Origin of the sequence: Streptomyces sp. NPDC046985 (assembly GCF_040644415.1) — a bacterium.
GTDB lineage: Bacteria > Actinomycetota > Actinomycetes > Streptomycetales > Streptomycetaceae > Streptomyces.
This window is the reverse complement of record NZ_JBEYWK010000024.1, coordinates 65,628-82,343: the sequence shown is the minus strand read 5'-3', so window position 1 is coordinate 82,343 and position 16,716 is coordinate 65,628. Positions and strand designations below refer to the sequence as shown.

The following is a 16,716-nucleotide window of genomic DNA, read 5'->3' as shown; positions in this document are numbered from 1 at the left end:
GTGACGCCGGTCGAGCCGACCGCCCGGCCCGGCACACAGTATCGGGGGATCTTCCCCGCCGTACGGTGGCGCGTAAGCGGCTGCGGGGTTTGCGGCTGCGGGGGCAGCGGGGTCTGAGACCTGACGTCTGCGAAGTCCGAGACGACTTGGGAGACCGGGAGCCGTCCGCAGAGCCGCAGGATCGCCGGAGTCCGCGGGGAGCGGGTCCGCCCGCGACTAACTGGGGGTGGGCCGCAGGTCCGGCAACGCGGCCGCGACACGGCCATGCCGCCGTACCCGTCGACGGGATCTCTGCGATCTCGTCATCGGGCACCGCGGCATGTCGGTGCGCTGAGGGGGACTGAGGCGAGCGTCGCCGCCGCCCGCGTCAGGACGCGAGGACCTCGTCGAGCAGGGCCTCCGCCTTGTCCTCGTTCGTGTTCTCCGCGAGAGCCAGCTCGCTCACCAGGATCTGGCGGGCCTTGGCGAGCATGCGCTTCTCTCCGGCGGACAGTCCGCGCTCGCGCTCACGACGCCACAGGTCGCGCACGACTTCCGCGACCTTGATGACATCGCCGGAGGCGAGCTTCTCCAGGTTTGCCTTGTAACGACGCGACCAGTTCGTGGGCTCCTCGGCGTACGCGGCGCGCAGCACCTCGAAGACCCGGTCCAGTCCGTCCTGACCGACCACATCACGCACGCCGACGAACTCCGCATTGTCCGCTGGCACACGTACCGTCAGGTCACCCTGGGCGACCTTCAGCACCAAGTAGGTCTTGTCCACGCCTTTGATCTGACGAGTCTCGATGGCCTCGATCAGCGCGGCCCCGTGATGGGGATAGACCACGGTGTCGCCAACCTTGAACGTCATGTGACAGGTACCCCTTCCGTGGCTATCCAGAGTAACACGGAAACGGCGTCTTCTGAATGGCGTTTTCGCAGGTCAGGGCACATCTCGGGGCTTGACAACTGTCACCGGGACGTGCTTCGAGAGGGTCGCGCGAGCCGACGGGAAGGGGGTATGCGCAGGTCGGAGGGGCTGTTCGCACGGGGTGAATCGCGTACGTTACACACATCCGAGCAGTCGGCCAAACGTCTGGAAAATCCCTTTCGACCGGTCCCATGTGCTCGACTTCCGCTACTCCGTTCGGTGATCGGGGACGCCTCCGGACGACGACGAATCCGGAATTGATCTCAGCCCGCGCCGGAAGAGAGCCTGCCCCGCACTCGGCGATCACAGTGATCACAGTGATCAGGACGGTCGTGGCGATCACCGTGATCCGATGACCGGTTTTTCGGACGACCGCACGGCATTCCGGCGCGGAAATCCACGGCGGCGAGGCGAGAGCGAAGGGGCGGGTTTCCGCTGCGGTAAGGCGGGGCGGAGAGCAGGGAGCGCTGAGGTGAATGACGGACGGCGGCACGGCGAACCGCCGCGCGGGCGAGCGCCTCCCCCGCGCGGAGGGGGCCGTGCGGGGGAGGGCCGTGCGGGGGAGGGCCGTGCGGGGGAGGGCCGTGCGGGGGAGGGCCGTGCGGGGGAGGGCCGTGCGGGGGAGGCGCGAGGCGAGCGCCGCGGGGGCACGCTCGAAGCCTCCGGGTCCCCTACGGGTCCCGTACGAGCCCCCTACAGGACGCCGTACGACACGTTCCCCGGCCCGCCTGGGGCGGGTCGGGTGCGAGGCCGTGGGAACGGCTCGGTAACCTAAGCCCGCTGACAGACGCTTAGGGCCGCTTTATCAGAGAGCCGCCCTGTTCCGCCCACGTTCAAGGAGTTGCCGCCGCCGTGAGCAGCAGCCTTCGACGCGGCGCCCTCGCCGCCGCCGCCATCGCGTTCTCGATCGCCTCGCTCGCCGCCTGCGGCGCCGGAACCGATGCCCAGACGCTGGAGATCGAGCCGGACAACGCGGCCGTCACGGTCGGGGTCCTCCGGGTCCAGAACGCGGTGATCATCACCCAGCCCGGCGCCCAGACCAAGGGCCCGGCGGTCGTCTCGGCCACCCTCTTCAACAACGGCGACGACGACCAGACGCTGGACGCCGTCCGCCTCGCCGGCGGCGGCGCCGCCCAGCTCACCCCGGCGCAGGGCAAGGGCAAGCTGACGGTTCCCGCGCACGGCTCGCTGATCATCGGCGGCAAGGGCAACGCCTCCGCCGCGCTGACCGACCCGGGCCAGGCCGTGCAGGACGGCAACGCGCAGAAGATGACGTTCGCCTTCTCCAAGACCGGCGACGTGAACCTGAACGCCTTCGTCGTGCCGGCCCAGAACTACTTCGACAAGTGGGGCCCGTCCAGCATGCCGGCGGCCGCGGGCGCCCCGGGCTCCGCGGCGGCGTCCCCGTCCGGAAAGCCCAGCAAGCCCGGCAAGCCGCAGTCGCCGTCGGCGACGCCCACGGGCAAGCCGAACGCCTCCGGCTCGGCCCAGCCGGGCGGCGCCGCCGACACCGGGTCCGGCTCCTCGGCGGCGCCGAGCGACTCGGCGTCCCAGTCGGCCGCGGGGCACTGACTCCGCCCGCGGCACGCGCCGCGGCACGCACAGGGGCGGCGCCCTCCCAGGGAGGGCGCCGCCCCTGTGCCGTAGACGCCTGTCCGCGGCGTCCTGCGGCGGACCGCCTACGGCCGCCGTGACTCCTACGGCCGGAATCCCGCGGCCGGGAACTCCTACGGCTCGAACTTGTAGCCGAGTCCGCGGACCGTGACCAGGTAGCGCGGGGCGCCCGGGTCCGGCTCGATCTTGGCGCGCAGGCGCTTGACGTGCACGTCGAGCGTCTTGGTGTCGCCCACGTAGTCGGCGCCCCAGACCCGGTCGATGAGCTGCATGCGGGTCAGCACGCGCCCGGCGTTGCGCAGCAGCATCTCCAGGAGGTCGAACTCCTTCAGCGGCAGGTCCACCTTGGACCCGGAGACCGTGACGACGTGCCGGTCGACGTCCATGCGGACCGGGCCGGCCTCCAGAGCCGCCGGGGCGACCTCCTCCGGCTCGCCGCGCCGACGCAGCACCGCGCGGATCCGGGCGACCAGCTCGCGGGAGGAGAAGGGCTTCGTCACGTAGTCGTCGGCCCCTATCTCCAGGCCGACGACCTTGTCGATCTCGCTGTCCTTGGCGGTCACCATGATCACCGGGACGTTGGAGCGGCCGCGCAGTTGGCGGCACACCTCCGTGCCGGGCAGCCCCGGCAGCATCAGGTCGAGGAGGACGAGGTCGGCGCCGTTGCGCTCGAACTCGTCGAGCCCGTCGGGGCCGGTGGCCGCGACGGCGACCTCGAAGCCCTCCTTGCGGAGCATGTACGACAGAGCGTCGGAGAAGGACTCCTCGTCCTCGACGACGAGCACTCGGGTCACGGAAGGACCTCCGGGGCGGGAAGCGAAGCGTACGGGGACGACTTCTCGGGTGAAGAAGAAGGTGAAGAAGAGGAAGAGGTAGACGCGGCGGCCGGGGCGGATCGGTCCGACGCGGCGGCGGATCGGTCCGACGCGGCGGACAGGGCCGACCGGGACGGCTGGGGCGACGCGGCCGACCGAGGAGGCTGGAGCGAGTCGGGCGACCGAGGCGGCTGGGGTCGCTGGGACGAGTCGGACGACCGAGGCGGCTGCGGGGCTGGGGCTTCGGCGGGGCGCCGCACGCCTTCCTCGGCGCCCTCGACCCTCTCGGCCCCCTTGGCCTTCGCGGCCTCGGCGGTCTCCTCACCCCTCTTCCCCTCGGCCTCCTCGTCGACGGCGGGGTGCTGCTGGGCGCGGTCCCGGTCCTGATCCCGGTTCCGGTTCCGGTCGCGGGCCTCGCGGGCCGCCGCCGCCTCGGGCAGCCGCAGCGTGAAGGTGGACCCCTGGCCCTCGGCGCTCCACACCGTGACCTCCCCGCCGTGCGAGGCGGCCACGTGCTTCACGATCGCGAGGCCCAGGCCAGTGCCGCCGGTGGCCCGGGAGCGGGCCGGATCGACGCGGTAGAAGCGCTCGAAGACGCGCTCCTTGTCCTTCTCGGAGATGCCGATGCCCTGGTCGGTCACGGCGATCTCGATGAGGTCGCCGCCGGCCGCGGCCACCCGGCGCGCGGCGATGCCGACCCGCGTGCGGGCCGGGGAGTAGTTGACGGCGTTCTCCACGAGGTTGCCGAGCGCGGCGGCCAACTGGCCGCGGTTGCCCCACACCCGCAGGTCGGCGGTGCCGCCGGTGGCCATGGTGATCTGCTTGGTCCCGGCCTGGTGGCGGCAGCGGTCGATGGCCTCGGCCACGAGTTCGTCGACGCGGACCGGCTCGGCGTCCTCCAGCGGGTCGTCGTTCTGGACCCGGGAGAGGTCGATCAGCTCCTGCACCAGGTTGGTCAGCCGGGTCGCCTCGATCTGCATCCGCCCGGCGAAGCGCTCCACCGCCTCGGGGTCGTCGGAGGCGTCCATGACGGCCTCGGAGAGGAGGGAGAGGGCGCCGACCGGCGTCTTCAGCTCGTGGCTCACATTGGCGACGAAGTCGCGCCGTACGGCTTCGATCCGACGGGCCTCGGTCAGGTCCTCCACGAGCAGCAGCACCAGCCGGGACCCCAGGGGCGCGACGCGCGCCGAGACGGCGAGGGCCTCGCCGCGCCCGGTGCCGCGCCGGGGCAGGTCCAGCTCGGCCTGCCGTATCTCCCCGTCCCGGCGGGTGTCCCGGGCCATCTGGATCATCGGCTCGACCGCCAGCTTGCCGCCGCGCACCAGTCCCAGCGCGTACGCCGCGGAGCTGGCCTTGACGACCGCGTCGGCCTCGTCGAGGACGACGGCGGAGGAGCGCAGCACGGACAGCACCGTGTCCACGCCGGGCGGGAGTACCGGGTCGGTGTGCAGCGAGGTGCGCGTGGGACGCTTCTGCTCGCGCTCACTGAAGCGGAACGCCAGCACGGCGATGACGCCGGTGAGCACTCCGACGATCGCCGCCGCTGCGGCGACCGCCGCGTTCACGTCCATGCCCCCAGGTTAGGCACGGGGTACGACATGTCCGCAGCCATCGGAGTGCGACCTCGAACACTCGTCGCCCAGAGTTCACCTTCAGGCCAGGGATGATTCATTTGGGAGGGCGGAAACGGACGCGTACGGGCCGGAACGTGGGAGCGTGGGGTTCGCACCGCTGGTTTGTCACCGGGACGGCCGCCGGCCGTCACGGGGAGTGCCACCCCTTGCAGCCCCTGAAAAAGAAACGCACGAGAGGGAACCCTGATGCGGGACGCGTACCACGAGGAACTGGACTCGATCGGCGACGGACTGGTGGAGATGGCCCGGCTGGTCGGCTCCGCGATCGGGCGCGCCACGACCGCCATCCTCGACTCCGACCTGAAGCTGGCCGAGAGCGTGATCGAAGCCGACCAGAGGGTCGACGAACTCCAGCACGACCTGGAGGCTCGGGCCATAGCACTGCTGGCCCGGCAGCAGCCGGTGGCCACGGACCTGCGGATCGTCGTGACCTCGCTGCGCATGTCGGCCGACCTGGAGCGTTCGGGCGACCTCGCCCAGCACGTCGCCAAGCTGGCCCGGCTGCGCTTCCCCGAGTGCGCGGTCCCGCTCGACCTGGCCGCCACCGTGCTGGAGATGGGCCAGCTCGCCCAGCGCCTGATGGCGAAGGCGGCCGAGGTGATCGTGACCAAGGACGTCGACCTGGCGCTCCAGTTGGAGCAGGACGACGACGAGATGGACCTCCTGCACCGCACCCTGTTCCAGCACCTGATCGACGACCGCTGGAAGCACGGCATCGAGACGGCCGTGGACGTCACCCTGCTCGGCCGCTACTACGAGCGCTACGCCGACCACGCGGTGGCCGTCGCCAAGCGCGTCGTCTACCTGGTCACGGGCGAGCACGCGGACGACCTCCAGGCGGACTCCAAGCCGGACATCAAGCCGGTGACGGCGGTGGAGGGCAAGTAGCCCCCCGAGGCGGGAGGGGTGCCGGGGGCGTCTGGGGCGCCGGGGCGGGCAGGCGTACGCCCCCGGAGTGCGGGTAAGCCTCTGTGCGCCGTTGAAGCGCCGGGCCGAGCGGGCATGCAATGGACACCGGCATCAGCGTCGAGGAGGGACCCATGGCCGAATCCCCCAGCACCACGCCCGATCCCGCACGGCACCAGGAGACCGAGCAGCCCGCGGAGACCAGAAGCCTCCCGCTTCTGGCCGCCTGCGGCTGCGGTTCCGGCTGCGGCTGCGGCTGCCAGTCGGGCGCGCCGTGTCAGTGCGGCTGACGACGCGCGGCGAACGGGGCGCGGGGTGCGGCCAGGTCGGCCGCACCCCGCGCCCACGCGCTCGACGGCGGGTCGCTCGGGGTCCGGCTACTCCCCCGCGACCGCCGACACCTCCCACAGCGGCGCCGCGTGCCGGTGCGGCTCGCTCTCGACGAGCAGGGCGCGCAGGCGCTCGCGCTGGCCGCTCGGCAGCCCCAGAGCCTCGGTGAGGCGGCGGAAGGTCGTGTGCGTGACGCCGCGGCGCCTGGCTTCTCGCGCGAACGTGTCGAGCTGAGCCAGCACGCGTCCCGCGTCCAGAGTCGTCGAAGGCCGTTCCGTGAGCCACGCTGCCTTGGCACGCTCGTGGTCGATCTCCGAGAAGCCGCAGATCTCACGGCTGTGCGCCTCGGCCTCGTCCAGGGTGGCGGTGGTCATGAGGGCGCGGGCGAGGGCGTTGCGGCTCACCGCGTCGTCCAGGTCGACCTCGTGGACCGTGGGTCCCTCGTCGGTGAGGGGAACGGACAGGCCGGCGTCGCGCACCTCGCAGATCCCGCGGACTCCGCGGGCGGTGGCGGCGAGCATGGCTGTCACATCTGAGGGATGCCAGTCCAGGACGCCACCGATCCCTAGCAGGCTTTAGGGGTGCCCCTCTTACTGCCCCGCCGACAGCGTGGGTGTTCACGTCCTTACTGCCCCGCCCACAGCGTGGGTGTTCGCGTCGCAGGTATGACGGTTACCCAGCGAACCCGGGACGGGTTCAGTCTTGGGGGCCGGTCATCGACTGGCCCGAATCATCACTGTGAGCACAGGCGAGGCCGGTGATGGCTGGCTCTGGCCGATGTCCTCGTATCCCCATGACTTGTAGAGCGCGTGAACCTTTCCGTCGCCGGCGGCGCGGTTGACCATGAGCGTGACGTACGGTTCGTCGCGTCTGGCGAGAAGGGCGTCATGGATGCGCCGGGCTGTGCCGGTCTTGCGCCAGGCCGGCCGAACGCCGCCCTCCTTGAGCGCCACGGCTGGACGCTCGGTGTACTTCTTTGCAGGCTCCGGACTGATGCGCTGCCAGTAGCGGTCGCCGTGCCGGAGAGTGTTGCCGTACACGAAGCCGACCGGCTGACCGTCCGAGTATGCGAGCACGGCTGTGAACCCTGGCTCAGCTCCGTGTCGATCCAGACGTTCGCCGAACGCGGTGACGGCGTAGTTCGGCAGGTGCAGCAGCGGGGCACGCACGTCGGCGTAAACATCGAGGAGATCGCCGCGGACGGTGTCGAGGATGGTGAACGTGCGCAGTTCGATGGCGGGCACCGTCGTCATGCGGCTGTCCTCCAGCTAGTGGTGTGTTCAGTCCAGGTCCGGACGGTGGCGCTGCCCGGTGCCTTGGCGCGCAGGGCGGCGCCGAACTCCTGGAGCATGCGCGACACGCGTGCATGCCGGACGGCAGCCTCCACGGAAATCTTCATCGCGGTGGCCGTGGCAGCGTCGGCGTCGCCCTGCCCGAGCTGGGCGTGAGCAAGCCGTGCGGAGTTGATGGCTCGGTCACGCTGCATTCGGGGATGGAGCAAAGTCAGACTCCTGTGGGCGTGCGATTCGGCTTCCTCGAAGCTGCCGAGGCGCAGATGCGCGGAGAGAGCGAGTGTTGCAAGCTCGGCACCATCGCGGACAGCAGCCATCCACACCGGGCGGGCCAGATCTGAAGTGGCACGTGCGAGTGCGTCCTGAGCGCAACCGAGGGCGTGCTGTACGGCTGCGGTGTCCCCGGTGAGGCCGAGGGTGGCGGCCTGTCGGGCATGGCCGAGACTGGCGAACAATGGGTCCCGACGCGTGAGGTGGAGGTTGCGGGCCACGTCGTTGGCCGCGAGTGCGTCGGCGGGGCGGCCCATATGGCGGTACATGGTGCCGGCGTGGCTCCAGATCCGGAACTTGATCGCCTGGTCGCCGGACATCTCAGCGAGAGCTTGGGCTTCGCGCATGTGCGCTTTGGCGACGTCGTAGCGTCGGCCGTCGATGGCGGCCCACATCGCCGAGGAGCGGAACGCGGCTGCGGAGGCGTAGAGGCTGCTGCGCACGCGCTGGGTGGCACTGCCGGTGTTCTGAAGGTTCAGTGCCTCGTCAGCGAGGGCGGCAGCTCGCTCCTCGATGCCGAGTTGGCCGCCGTGGCGGTGGTCGCTGGCGACGATCTCGGCGAAGCGCTTGTTCAGGCGGTTCACATCGCTCATGCCGATACGGCGCCGCGATGCGATGCCTGGCGCGGCTGCTGCGGCAGCCGCTGCTGCGATGCCGCCGACGAGGGTACGGCGCTTCATGTCGGGCTCCTCTTGCTGCGGTGACGCTGGAGCGGGCGAAGGCCGGCCCCGTGGCACGAACCCTAAAGCGACGGCGGGTAAGCCAGTGACGTCCTCAAGGGCGTTACGGGTCAACGACTTCGGCCAGGAAACCCGGCCCGCCTTCCACGCCCGTACCGATGATCCGTCGAGACCGCCCACACGTCCGGACAACCGTTCAACGGCCTGGTTCACGGCTTCGGCCAGGCTGTTCGAGCTGTAGCCGTGTTCGGTCATCCACGTTTCAAGGACTGTGTTGCGGATCGCGTCCATGCGGGCACGGTAGCCCGCGCACTCTCCAGCCGCCAGGTAAAGGAGAGACCAAAACGCCCTATGGCAGGCCCTCGGAGGGGCGCTTGAACGCCCTAACCAGGGTTCCAGACAACGGAGTTATCTGGTTGTCGGTCGCTCTTCGCGAGTGGCTGTTGACGGCTCGGTCCGCCCACGAAGAGCACAGGGGCGGAGCGAGCGCCGAGACGACACGAAGGCTCCATCCCATGCCGAGTCTGAAGAAACCAGTGGAGACGGCCCTCGCCAGCCATCCCACGTACAGCGAGACCTTCCCGTGCGAGCCGTCCACGGCCGAGGTCGGGCGCAAGCTCGTCCGGGGGATTCTCGGAATATGGCACCTCGACGACCTAGCCGACCGTGCCGAGTTGATCATCACGGAGTTGATCGCCAACGCGTCCAGGCACACCCCGTGCCCCGAGGTCCGTCTCGTTGTCGGGCGGCCCAGCGCGACACGGGTACGTATCGGGATCGTGGACGAGGAGCCGACGCGGCTGCCGGTGCTGAGCCACGCGGGCGAGGAAGACGAGTCGGGTCGCGGACTGCTCCTCATCGATGCCGTTGCCGACCACTGGGGCTGTGACCTTCAGAGTTCGGGCAGGTGTCTGCGGGGCAAAGAGGTCTGGGCCGAACTGCACACCGAGGGCGACGAGTGAGAGCCCGGCTGAGGCGCCTTCGCCTCTTCGGGCTTTCGTCCGCTCGCCGTTTCAGCTCTGGGCCGGCGCCGCCGGGCATCAGGCCCCCTGATCGACCGCCTCGACCGGTGGGGGAAGGGCCGTTCCTCGATGGATTCGTCATGGATCACCGGTGACTGCTGGCTCGGCTGCGAACGCACCGGAGTGACGGTGATCTGGCTCGGTCCCGTGCAGTGGGACGGGCAGCACGCCCCCTTCTGCGCGTGTGAGCCGTGCCTCGAACGTCTCAAGGCCCAGGCTCTCGCCTACTTCATGGGGCACTGATCGGCTTCCGCTTGATCAGGCCCTTGTACTCGACTTCCTGGCGTGGGTGGGCGGTCCGACCGGATCTCTGTGCGGGCCGCATTCCCTCCCGCCGGGTGGACCGGAACCGCCCGCGAGGAGGAGTTGTCCCGGCAGCGCTCCTCGGACGGCTTCTGGTGGGCACTTCAGCCCAGCTCAGCAACGACAGACAACGACAAGGAGTTGCAGCATGACACGCAGCACCGTGGTGCCGAGCCGTACCGAAGCAGTACGCCCCCAGATTGCGGGTGCGTCAGACGGATTCGACCTGGACGTCTCGCTCGTCGAGATCGCTGACCCGGCAGGTCTGGTCAACCTGACCGACGACAACTGCGGTTCCACCTGCGGCGCTTGCATCACCAACGCCGCCTGACGCCTGACCCGCGTACAAGCTCACCTTCGGTCTGGTGTCGTCGCGTCTCAGCGCGGCGGCGCCAGCCGCCCGTCCCGTTGCCCACGGAGGTCTTCGGTGGTCCCTCTGCCCACAGCGTTCCGAGCCGGTTCCACGGCTCTCGTGCGTGCCGTGGCCCGCCGGTCTCTGCCTGCTCCTCCGTGCCCTGACCCTGATGACCGCTCGCCCGACGGCTCATCCGCCTGTGTGACGTGGCTTCGCGAGGTCTGGACTGACCAGGACATCGCCGAGGCCGTAGAGCACTCCAGCCCGGCCCTGGCCACGCAGGTACGAGCCGTGTGCGCGGCTGAGAACCCTCTCCGTCGAGACGTACGGCGCGCGACGCTGTCGCTGGCCCGCTACCTGCTGCGGGCCCAGCACCGGGCGACGCCCTTCGGCCTGTTCGCCGGTGTGACCACTGCGGAATTCGGCCCGCAGGCGCGTGCGGAATGGGGCGAGGAGCACGTAGCCGTTGGTCGTGCCGGGGCCGAGTGGCTGGCCGCTGTGATCGAACGGCTTGAGTCCTGCCCAGAACTCCTCGACCGGCTGCCCGTGGTCGTCAACAACACCGTGACGAGCCGTGGAGACCGGCTCATCGTGCCGTTCCAATCCGATGCCAAGGACGACCGGAGGCGTGCGGTCGAGGCATCCCTGACCCTGACAGGACCGGTGCGTGCGGTCCTGGCCGCAAGCCGGACTCCGATTCGCTGCGGAGCCCTCGTGGCGAAGTTACGGGCGGAGTTCCCCGAGGCGGCCCCGGATAAAGCGCGCCGTCTGCTGGCGGAGCTGATCCGGCGGCGCGTGTTGATCACGAGCCTGCACGCCCCCAGCACCGAGATCGACGCCCTCGGGCATCTGGTGGAGCAACTCGGTGCGACGGGCGTCGAAGGCAACGCACCGGCCGCGGAGATCGGACGCGAGCTGCGTGCGATCCGGAAAGACCTGGAGGAGTGCCTCACGCGCGCTGGCCGGGACAGCGTCGCCGCGCGGATGCGAACTCTCCTGCCCGGCCTGCGCCGCCACCCCGTAGCACTTGACCTGCGGCTGGATGCGCAGATGGTTCTGCCGGAGGAAGTGGCCCGGGAGATCGAGCGTGCCGCCTTCATCCTGACCCGGGTGAGCGGCCGCCCCTATGGAGCAGCCTCCTGGAACGCCTACCATCAGCGCTTCTACGAGCGGTACGGCATCGGCACGATGGTGCCGCTCACGGAGGCCGTCGCGGACAGCGGGACCGGCTATCCGGATGGCTACCCGGGCGCCCCCGCCGGTGCGCGTCGGCCTCGCGTCTCCGCTCGGGATGACGCCCTTGTCCGCCTGGCGCAGGACGCCGCGCTCGACGGCTGCGACGAGGTCGTGCTCACCGACGAACAGATCGCCGCCCTGGACGTGGGGCCGGACGAGCCACGACTGCCGCCGCATCTGGAGGTGGGGGTGCGAGTGCACGCCACCGGCTTGGAAGACTTGCAGCGCGGGCGATTCCGGCTGGAGATCGCGAGTGTGTCGCGCGGAGCCGGCGTTTCGACAGGTCGGTTCCTCGGCGTCCTGGCCCCTCTCGGGCGTCAGGCTCTTGCCGCTGAGCTGGCCGATCTTCCGGCCGCGGACAGCGACACCGTGTCCGCCCAGCTCTCCTTTCCGCCGCTTCTTCCGGAGAGCGCTCACGTCACCCGCGCTCCTCAGATTGCGCCCACGGTGATCAGCCTCCAGGAGCACCGCGCACCGAAGGACACCGTCCTCACCCCGGAGGATCTGGCCGTCGGGTGCGACGGCCGCCGCATGTACCTGGCCGCTCCACAACGGGGCCACCGTGTCGAGGCCGTCGGCATGAACGCGCTGAACCTGCACACGCACACTCCGCCGCTGGCACGGTTCCTCACCGAGCTGTCCCGCGCCCAGTGCGCACAGGTCACCGTCTTCGACTGGGGCGTCGCAGCAGCGATGCCGTTCCTGCCACGCCTGCGGTACGGGCGCACGGTGTTGGCCCCGGCGCGCTGGCGCCTGGAGGCTTCCGAACTGCCCGGTCGCGCGTGCCCCCGGGATGAGTGGGACAACGCGTTCGTCGAATGGCGGGCCCGGCGGCGGCTGCCTCGCCGTGCGCTTCTCGTCGAGGACGACCGGCGACTCTTCCTCGACCTGGACGAGGCCGGCCATCGGACGCTCCTGCGCCGGCGCCTCGACCGTACGCACTCCGCTCTGCTCGACGAGGCTCCGGAACCCGGAGCGTACGGCTGGTGCGGCGGGCGGCCGCACGAGGTCGTGGTGCCGCTCAAGGCGACCCGATCGCCGTCCTGGCCGCCCCTGCCCGTCCCCACCCAGGCTCGCGTCCTCTCGTCGGCTCAGACGCAGACGCCCGCCGCTTCCTCGGTACTGCTCGCCGCCCTGCACGGAGACGCCCGCCGCCAGGACATCCTGCTCACGCAGCACCTTCCCGGCCTCCTCGAACGACTGGGCAGCCCGCCCTGGTGGTTCATCCGCTTCCGTGACCCGGACCAGCACCTCCGCGTGCGCATCGCCCTCTCCGACGGCGGAACCTTCGCTCAGACTGCGCACACCGTGAGCGTGTGGGCCGACGACCTGCGCGGCGCCGGTTTGCTGGCAGACCTGCGCTACCCGACCTCCTACCGGGAGATGGGCCGTTGGGGCTCGAATGCCGCATGGGAGGCGGCCGAGGAAGTGTTCCGCGCAGACTCGCGCGCCGTCCTGGCCCAGCTCGCAGAGCCGCAGAGACCAGCGCAACGCGTGCTGGTGGCGGCCCACACCGTGGCCATCGCCTCCGCGTTCCTCGGCAGCACCGCGGCCGCGATGCGCTGGCTGACCGACCACATCCCGCCGACAGCGCCCGCGCCCGTTCACCGTACGCAGTTCAGCGAGGCCGTACGGTTCGCCGATCCGGCCGACGACTGGGCCGCCCTGCGCGAAGCCCAGGGTGGAGACGTCGTCGTGCCGGAATGGGCAGAGCGCGATGCGGCGCTCGCCGCGTACCGGTCACACTTTCCCGGCCCGGACACCCGGGGCATCGCCGTCGACGACGTCCTGACCTCCCTCCTGCACGTCCACTTCGTGCGACACGTGGCCGTGAACTTCCCCGAGGAAGAGGTGTGCCTCTATCTGGCGCGTGCCGCGGCTCTGGCGTGGACCGCCCGGACTGCCGGGAGGCCGTCGTGACCGTTCACCCCATGCTCGACCTGGTAGATGCGGTTGCCGTGCGGCTCGCGGACCCTGACACGGCGTCTTCCGTCTTTCAGGCACACCGGCAACACCTCGCCTACGGGCCGCCCGGTATCGCGCTTCTCCACATCGAGCGGGCCGCGAACGGTCTAGGACCGTGGCAGCGAGCGCACAACTGGCTCGCCGCCGGGTCCCAGGGGCTTCTCACGACCGGACCCGACAGTCACCCTTTCTATGGAATGCCCGCCTTCGCGCACGCTCTTTCCTGCGCCGCCGACCGTCTCCCAGGCTCCTACCAGCGGGCCTTGGGCGCGATGGACCGGCAGATCGAGATCGACGTCAGACGCCGTCTCGACGCCGCGCACCGCCGTATGGATGCCGGGGGCCTGCCTCAGCTCGCCGAGTTCGACGCCATCCGGGGCCTGACCGGATACGGCGCCTACCTTCTACGCCGTGACCCGGGCGGCCTCACGATCCGCGATGTCCTGGACTACTGCGTACGCCTCACCGAACCGATCACCCACAGTGGCGAAATCCTTCCGGGGTGGTGGTGCGCAACCGGGCCCTCGGGCAGCCCGGACGGACGATTCCCGGGCGGGCACGCCAACAGCGGCATGGCACACGGCGTCGGCGGGGTGCTCGCGCTCTTGGCTCTCGCAGCTCGGAAAGGCGCCGTCACCAACGGGCGGCACGGAGCTTTGCGCGCCGTCCTGGCCTGGCTCGACCGCTGGCAGGAGGAGACGGGCAAAGGACCGGCCTGGCCGTACTGGATCACCCGGAGCGAGCTGCGTACCGGCCGCATCGTCCCGTCCGGGCCCCGGCGGCCGTCCTGGTGCTACGGCACCGCTGGCCTCGCCCGCGCCCGGCAACTCGCCGCGCTCGCCACAGGGGACACTGATCGCCAGATCGGGGCGGAGAACGCGCTCGCCGCCGCCCTCACCGAGCCAGGCCAGCTCGGAGCCACGGCGGACAACGGACTCTGCCACGGCTTCGCCGGTCTTGTGCACATCGCCGTCCGCGCGGCCGAAGACGCCCATCCTTCGACCGCTGGCCGACTCCGCGCCGCGATCCCGGCGCTTCTGGCCGCGATCTGGCCGCCGGAGAGCGACCTCGAACGCACGGCCGCGGCGTTCGTCAGCGGCGCAGGAGGAGTCGGTCCCGGTCTGCTCGACGGCGCCGCAGGCACAGCCCTGGCCCTCCTCGCGGCCGGAACTGCCGTACCGCCCCGGACCGCCTGGGACGCCTGCCTGCTCGTCGCCTGATTCACCGACCGAAGGACTTCCATGCCTCCTGACCGCTGGCAGCAGCACAACATCACCTTCAGCGACCGGGAGAGCGCCCGGCGCGCCATCGACGAACGCCTCGGGCCCGCTCTGATCGCTGCCGAGGACAAGGGTCAGCTCACCGGCTGGTGGTTCATGAACAAGCAGCCCTGGCCGCTGCGATACCTGGCCGACGAACCCTCCCCGGACGTCGAGTCGTCACTGAGTGATCTCGTGGGCGATGGGGTGGTCGTGTCGTGGCTGCCATGCGTCTACGAACCCGAGACCGAGACGTTCGGCGGCCCGGACGCCACGGACGCCGCCCACGGACTGTTCCACAGCGACTGCCGCCACCTGCTCACCTACCAGCCAGGCCCGGAGCACCTGGGACGCCGGGAAACCGCGGTCCTGCTGGCGAGTGCCATGATGCGCGGCGCCGGACTCGACTGGTTCGAACAGGGCGACGTATGGGCGAAGGTCGCCGCCCTCCGGCCGGTCACGAGTGCTCTGTCACCCGCACGAGTCGTCGAACTCATCCCGTCAGTCCGGAAGCTCATGACCGCCGATGCCCATGGCCTCTCCCGCCGGGACGGCCCGCTGCACGGGCACGGCGCATGGGTGACCGCATTCGAACGGGCGGGGGCCGCACTTGCCGACCTCGCGCAATGCGGCGCGCTCACGCGCGGTCTGCGCGCCGTCATCACCCACCACGTCATCTTCCACGCCAACCGCGCCGGTCTCCTCCGGGAAGACCAGAGCGCCCTGTCCGACATCGCACGAAAGGCAGTCATGGGAACGAGTGACCACACCGCGTCGCAGACCGAGTCGACGACGAACGCCGATAGCGTGAAAGCGGTGAACACCGACGCGATCACCACCCCCACGTCTGATGCCGAGCGCCTCCGCAACGCCTTGGTCGACCAGCTTCGCGCTGACGGAAACGCTCGCACGCCCGCCGTCGAGAGCGCGTTGCGGACCGTGCCCCGTCACGCGTTCGTCCCCGGTGCGCGGCTCGAAGACGCGTACGCCAACGCGCCGGTGCACATCAAGTACGACACCGACGGCAGTTCGATCTCCTGCGCCTCCCAGCCGGGCGTGGTCGCCCTCATGCTGGACCAGCTCGACGCTCAGCCCGGCGAGCGCATTCTCGAACTCGGCGCCGGAAGCGGCTACAACGCGGGACTGCTCGCCCAACTGGTCGGTGAGAGCGGGCACGTCACCACGCTCGATGTCGACGGCGACCTCGTGGAGGGCGCCCGCGCGCATCTCTCTTCCGCCGCGATCACCAACGTCGAGACGGTGACGCGGGACGGTGCCCTCGGCTACGCGGAAGGCGCGCCGTACGACCGGATCATCGCCACCGTGGGCGCACACGGCGTGCCGCATGCGTGGCTTCAGCAACTCGCCCCCGGCGGCCGGCTCCTCGTTCCGCAGCGCCTCAAGGGCACGGTGTCCCGGTCCATCGCCTACGAGCAGCGCGACGGCCGGTGGCTGTCCCTCGGCAGCCAGATGAACACCTTCATGCCGCTCCGGCGGGGCATCGCAGACGACGACCGCCGAGTCATCCCGCTCAGCACGGACGGAACCGTACGGCTCCAAGCCCCTGCCGGGCAGAGCATCGACGCACAGGCCCTCGCCGACGTCCTGCGCGAGCCGCGCACCGAGGAGTGGACGGGCGTGACGTTCCGCGCCATGGAGTCGCCGGAGTGGATGGAACTCTTCCTGAGCTGCTCCCTTCCCTCCGGCCTGATCCGGATGCTGTTTCCGCAAGCGGCCAAGGGCACTCTGCTCACCGAGGACCCCTACCTTTCCTCGACCGCAGCCGTCGACGAGGGCGCCGTCACCTACCTCGCCCGGCGTCTGTCGGAGAAGAAGACCTCCGAGGGCGGCAAGCTGTGGGAGTTCGGGGTCATCGGCCACGGCCCCGGCAGCGAGGAACTGGCGGCGAAGGTCGCAGCAGCCACACGTACATGGGACCTGGAGTACCGGGATCGCGAGGCCGCGTTCGAGATCCAGCCCCTCGACGCCCCCGCGATCGAGCAGCGCGCCGGCCTCTTCACGCTCGACACCCCGCTGAACCGCATCGTCGTCGACTGGCGGTGACGTCCCACGCGGAGGGGAAGGTGGCCGCCGGCGTGCACTGGCGGCCACCGTCGTCCCGCCC

At 70.5% G+C, this 16,716-nt stretch carries 14 protein-coding genes and 1 pseudogene; 9 read left to right on the top strand and 6 right to left on the bottom strand.

Going from position 1 to position 16,716, the window contains the following annotated elements:
• Window positions 1-367: 367 nt before the first annotated feature.
• Window positions 368-850: a CarD family transcriptional regulator gene (locus tag ABZ861_RS27265; RefSeq protein WP_355097881.1), complete on the bottom strand. Its 483-nt coding sequence runs from the start codon at window positions 848-850 to the stop codon at window positions 368-370.
• Between the two features lie 912 nt (window positions 851-1,762).
• Between ABZ861_RS27265 and ABZ861_RS27260 the strand changes: the two genes are divergently transcribed.
• Window positions 1,763-2,482 carry a DUF461 domain-containing protein gene (locus ABZ861_RS27260; RefSeq protein WP_361635199.1) on the top strand — a complete coding sequence of 240 codons (720 nt, stop codon included), beginning with the start codon at window positions 1,763-1,765 and terminating at the stop codon, window positions 2,480-2,482.
• A gap of 155 nt (window positions 2,483-2,637) precedes the next feature.
• On the opposite strand, the gene ABZ861_RS27255 is transcribed toward ABZ861_RS27260, so the two are convergent.
• Together ABZ861_RS27255 and ABZ861_RS27250 are read right to left on the bottom strand one after the other, a co-directional pair.
• Complete coding sequence (locus ABZ861_RS27255; protein WP_076087010.1) at window positions 2,638-3,318, bottom strand: response regulator transcription factor; 681 nt, start codon at window positions 3,316-3,318, stop codon at window positions 2,638-2,640.
• Window positions 3,315-4,910, bottom strand: a complete 1,596-nt coding sequence (locus tag ABZ861_RS27250) for an ATP-binding protein (RefSeq protein WP_361635196.1) — start codon at window positions 4,908-4,910, stop codon at window positions 3,315-3,317. Before ABZ861_RS27250 ends, ABZ861_RS27255 begins: the two co-directional genes overlap by 4 nt.
• A 249-nt stretch (window positions 4,911-5,159) precedes the next feature.
• On the opposite strand from ABZ861_RS27250, the gene phoU reads away from it, so the two are divergent.
• Both phoU and ABZ861_RS27240 read left to right on the top strand, forming a co-directional pair.
• The gene (phoU, locus tag ABZ861_RS27245; RefSeq protein ID WP_361635193.1) at window positions 5,160-5,861 is read left to right on the top strand and encodes a phosphate signaling complex protein PhoU; all 702 of its coding nucleotides are present in this window, start codon (window positions 5,160-5,162) and stop codon (window positions 5,859-5,861) included.
• Between the two features lie 152 nt (window positions 5,862-6,013).
• Window positions 6,014-6,169: a hypothetical protein gene (locus ABZ861_RS27240; RefSeq protein ID WP_361635190.1), complete on the top strand. Its 156-nt coding sequence runs from the start codon at window positions 6,014-6,016 to the stop codon at window positions 6,167-6,169.
• Window positions 6,170-6,256: 87 nt separating this feature from the next.
• Here the strand turns inward: ABZ861_RS27240 and ABZ861_RS27235 are convergent.
• From ABZ861_RS27235 to ABZ861_RS27225, 3 genes and pseudogenes are all read right to left on the bottom strand, one after another.
• A pseudogene (locus tag ABZ861_RS27235) lies at window positions 6,257-6,763 on the bottom strand (DUF1152 domain-containing protein); the annotation flags it as partial.
• Between the two features lie 159 nt (window positions 6,764-6,922).
• A complete protein-coding gene (locus tag ABZ861_RS27230) occupies window positions 6,923-7,462 on the bottom strand; it encodes a GNAT family N-acetyltransferase (RefSeq protein ID WP_361635187.1) in 540 nt (179 codons plus the stop codon).
• A complete protein-coding gene (locus ABZ861_RS27225) occupies window positions 7,459-8,742 on the bottom strand; it encodes an XRE family transcriptional regulator (RefSeq protein WP_361635184.1) in 1,284 nt (427 codons plus the stop codon). The genes ABZ861_RS27230 and ABZ861_RS27225 overlap by 4 nt, the downstream gene beginning before the upstream one ends.
• Before the next feature lie 224 nt (window positions 8,743-8,966).
• On the opposite strand from ABZ861_RS27225, the gene ABZ861_RS27220 reads away from it, so the two are divergent.
• From ABZ861_RS27220 to fxlM, 6 genes are all read left to right on the top strand, one after another.
• Window positions 8,967-9,413 (top strand): ATP-binding protein, encoded by a 447-nt coding sequence (locus ABZ861_RS27220; RefSeq protein ID WP_361635181.1) that lies wholly within the window; start codon window positions 8,967-8,969, stop codon window positions 9,411-9,413.
• A gap of 129 nt (window positions 9,414-9,542) precedes the next feature.
• On the top strand, window positions 9,543-9,716 hold the full coding sequence (locus ABZ861_RS27215; protein ID WP_361635178.1) for a hypothetical protein: 174 nt from the start codon (window positions 9,543-9,545) through the stop codon (window positions 9,714-9,716).
• Window positions 9,717-9,924: 208 nt separating this feature from the next.
• Window positions 9,925-10,107, top strand: a complete 183-nt coding sequence (locus ABZ861_RS27210) for an FxLD family lanthipeptide (protein ID WP_361635176.1) — start codon at window positions 9,925-9,927, stop codon at window positions 10,105-10,107.
• Window positions 10,108-10,332: 225 nt separating this feature from the next.
• Window positions 10,333-13,287, top strand: coding sequence for a lantibiotic dehydratase (locus ABZ861_RS27205; RefSeq protein WP_361635173.1), 2,955 nt, complete (start codon window positions 10,333-10,335; stop codon window positions 13,285-13,287).
• Entirely contained in the window at window positions 13,284-14,552 is a 1,269-nt protein-coding gene (locus tag ABZ861_RS27200; protein WP_361635170.1) for a lanthionine synthetase C family protein, read from the top strand. The genes ABZ861_RS27205 and ABZ861_RS27200 overlap by 4 nt, the downstream gene beginning before the upstream one ends.
• Window positions 14,553-14,573: 21 nt before the next feature.
• The gene (gene fxlM, locus ABZ861_RS27195) at window positions 14,574-16,655 is read left to right on the top strand and encodes a methyltransferase, FxLD system (RefSeq protein ID WP_361635167.1); all 2,082 of its coding nucleotides are present in this window, start codon (window positions 14,574-14,576) and stop codon (window positions 16,653-16,655) included.
• The last annotated feature ends 61 nt before the right edge of the window (window positions 16,656-16,716 follow it).

Coding starts and splice junctions, on each gene's coding strand:
- ABZ861_RS27265 (WP_355097881.1), bottom strand. CDS start 850: ATGACGTTCAAGGTTGGCGACACCGTGGTCTATCCCCATCACGGGGCC.
- ABZ861_RS27250 (WP_361635196.1), bottom strand. CDS start 4,910: ATGGACGTGAACGCGGCGGTCGCCGCAGCGGCGGCGATCGTCGGAGTG.
- phoU (WP_361635193.1), top strand. CDS start 5,160: ATGCGGGACGCGTACCACGAGGAACTGGACTCGATCGGCGACGGACTG.
- ABZ861_RS27240 (WP_361635190.1), top strand. CDS start 6,014: ATGGCCGAATCCCCCAGCACCACGCCCGATCCCGCACGGCACCAGGAG.
- ABZ861_RS27230 (WP_361635187.1), bottom strand. CDS start 7,462: ATGACGACGGTGCCCGCCATCGAACTGCGCACGTTCACCATCCTCGAC.
- ABZ861_RS27225 (WP_361635184.1), bottom strand. CDS start 8,742: ATGGACGCGATCCGCAACACAGTCCTTGAAACGTGGATGACCGAACAC.
- ABZ861_RS27220 (WP_361635181.1), top strand. CDS start 8,967: ATGCCGAGTCTGAAGAAACCAGTGGAGACGGCCCTCGCCAGCCATCCC.
- ABZ861_RS27215 (WP_361635178.1), top strand. CDS start 9,543: ATGGATTCGTCATGGATCACCGGTGACTGCTGGCTCGGCTGCGAACGC.
- ABZ861_RS27210 (WP_361635176.1), top strand. CDS start 9,925: ATGACACGCAGCACCGTGGTGCCGAGCCGTACCGAAGCAGTACGCCCC.
- fxlM (WP_361635167.1), top strand. CDS start 14,574: ATGCCTCCTGACCGCTGGCAGCAGCACAACATCACCTTCAGCGACCGG.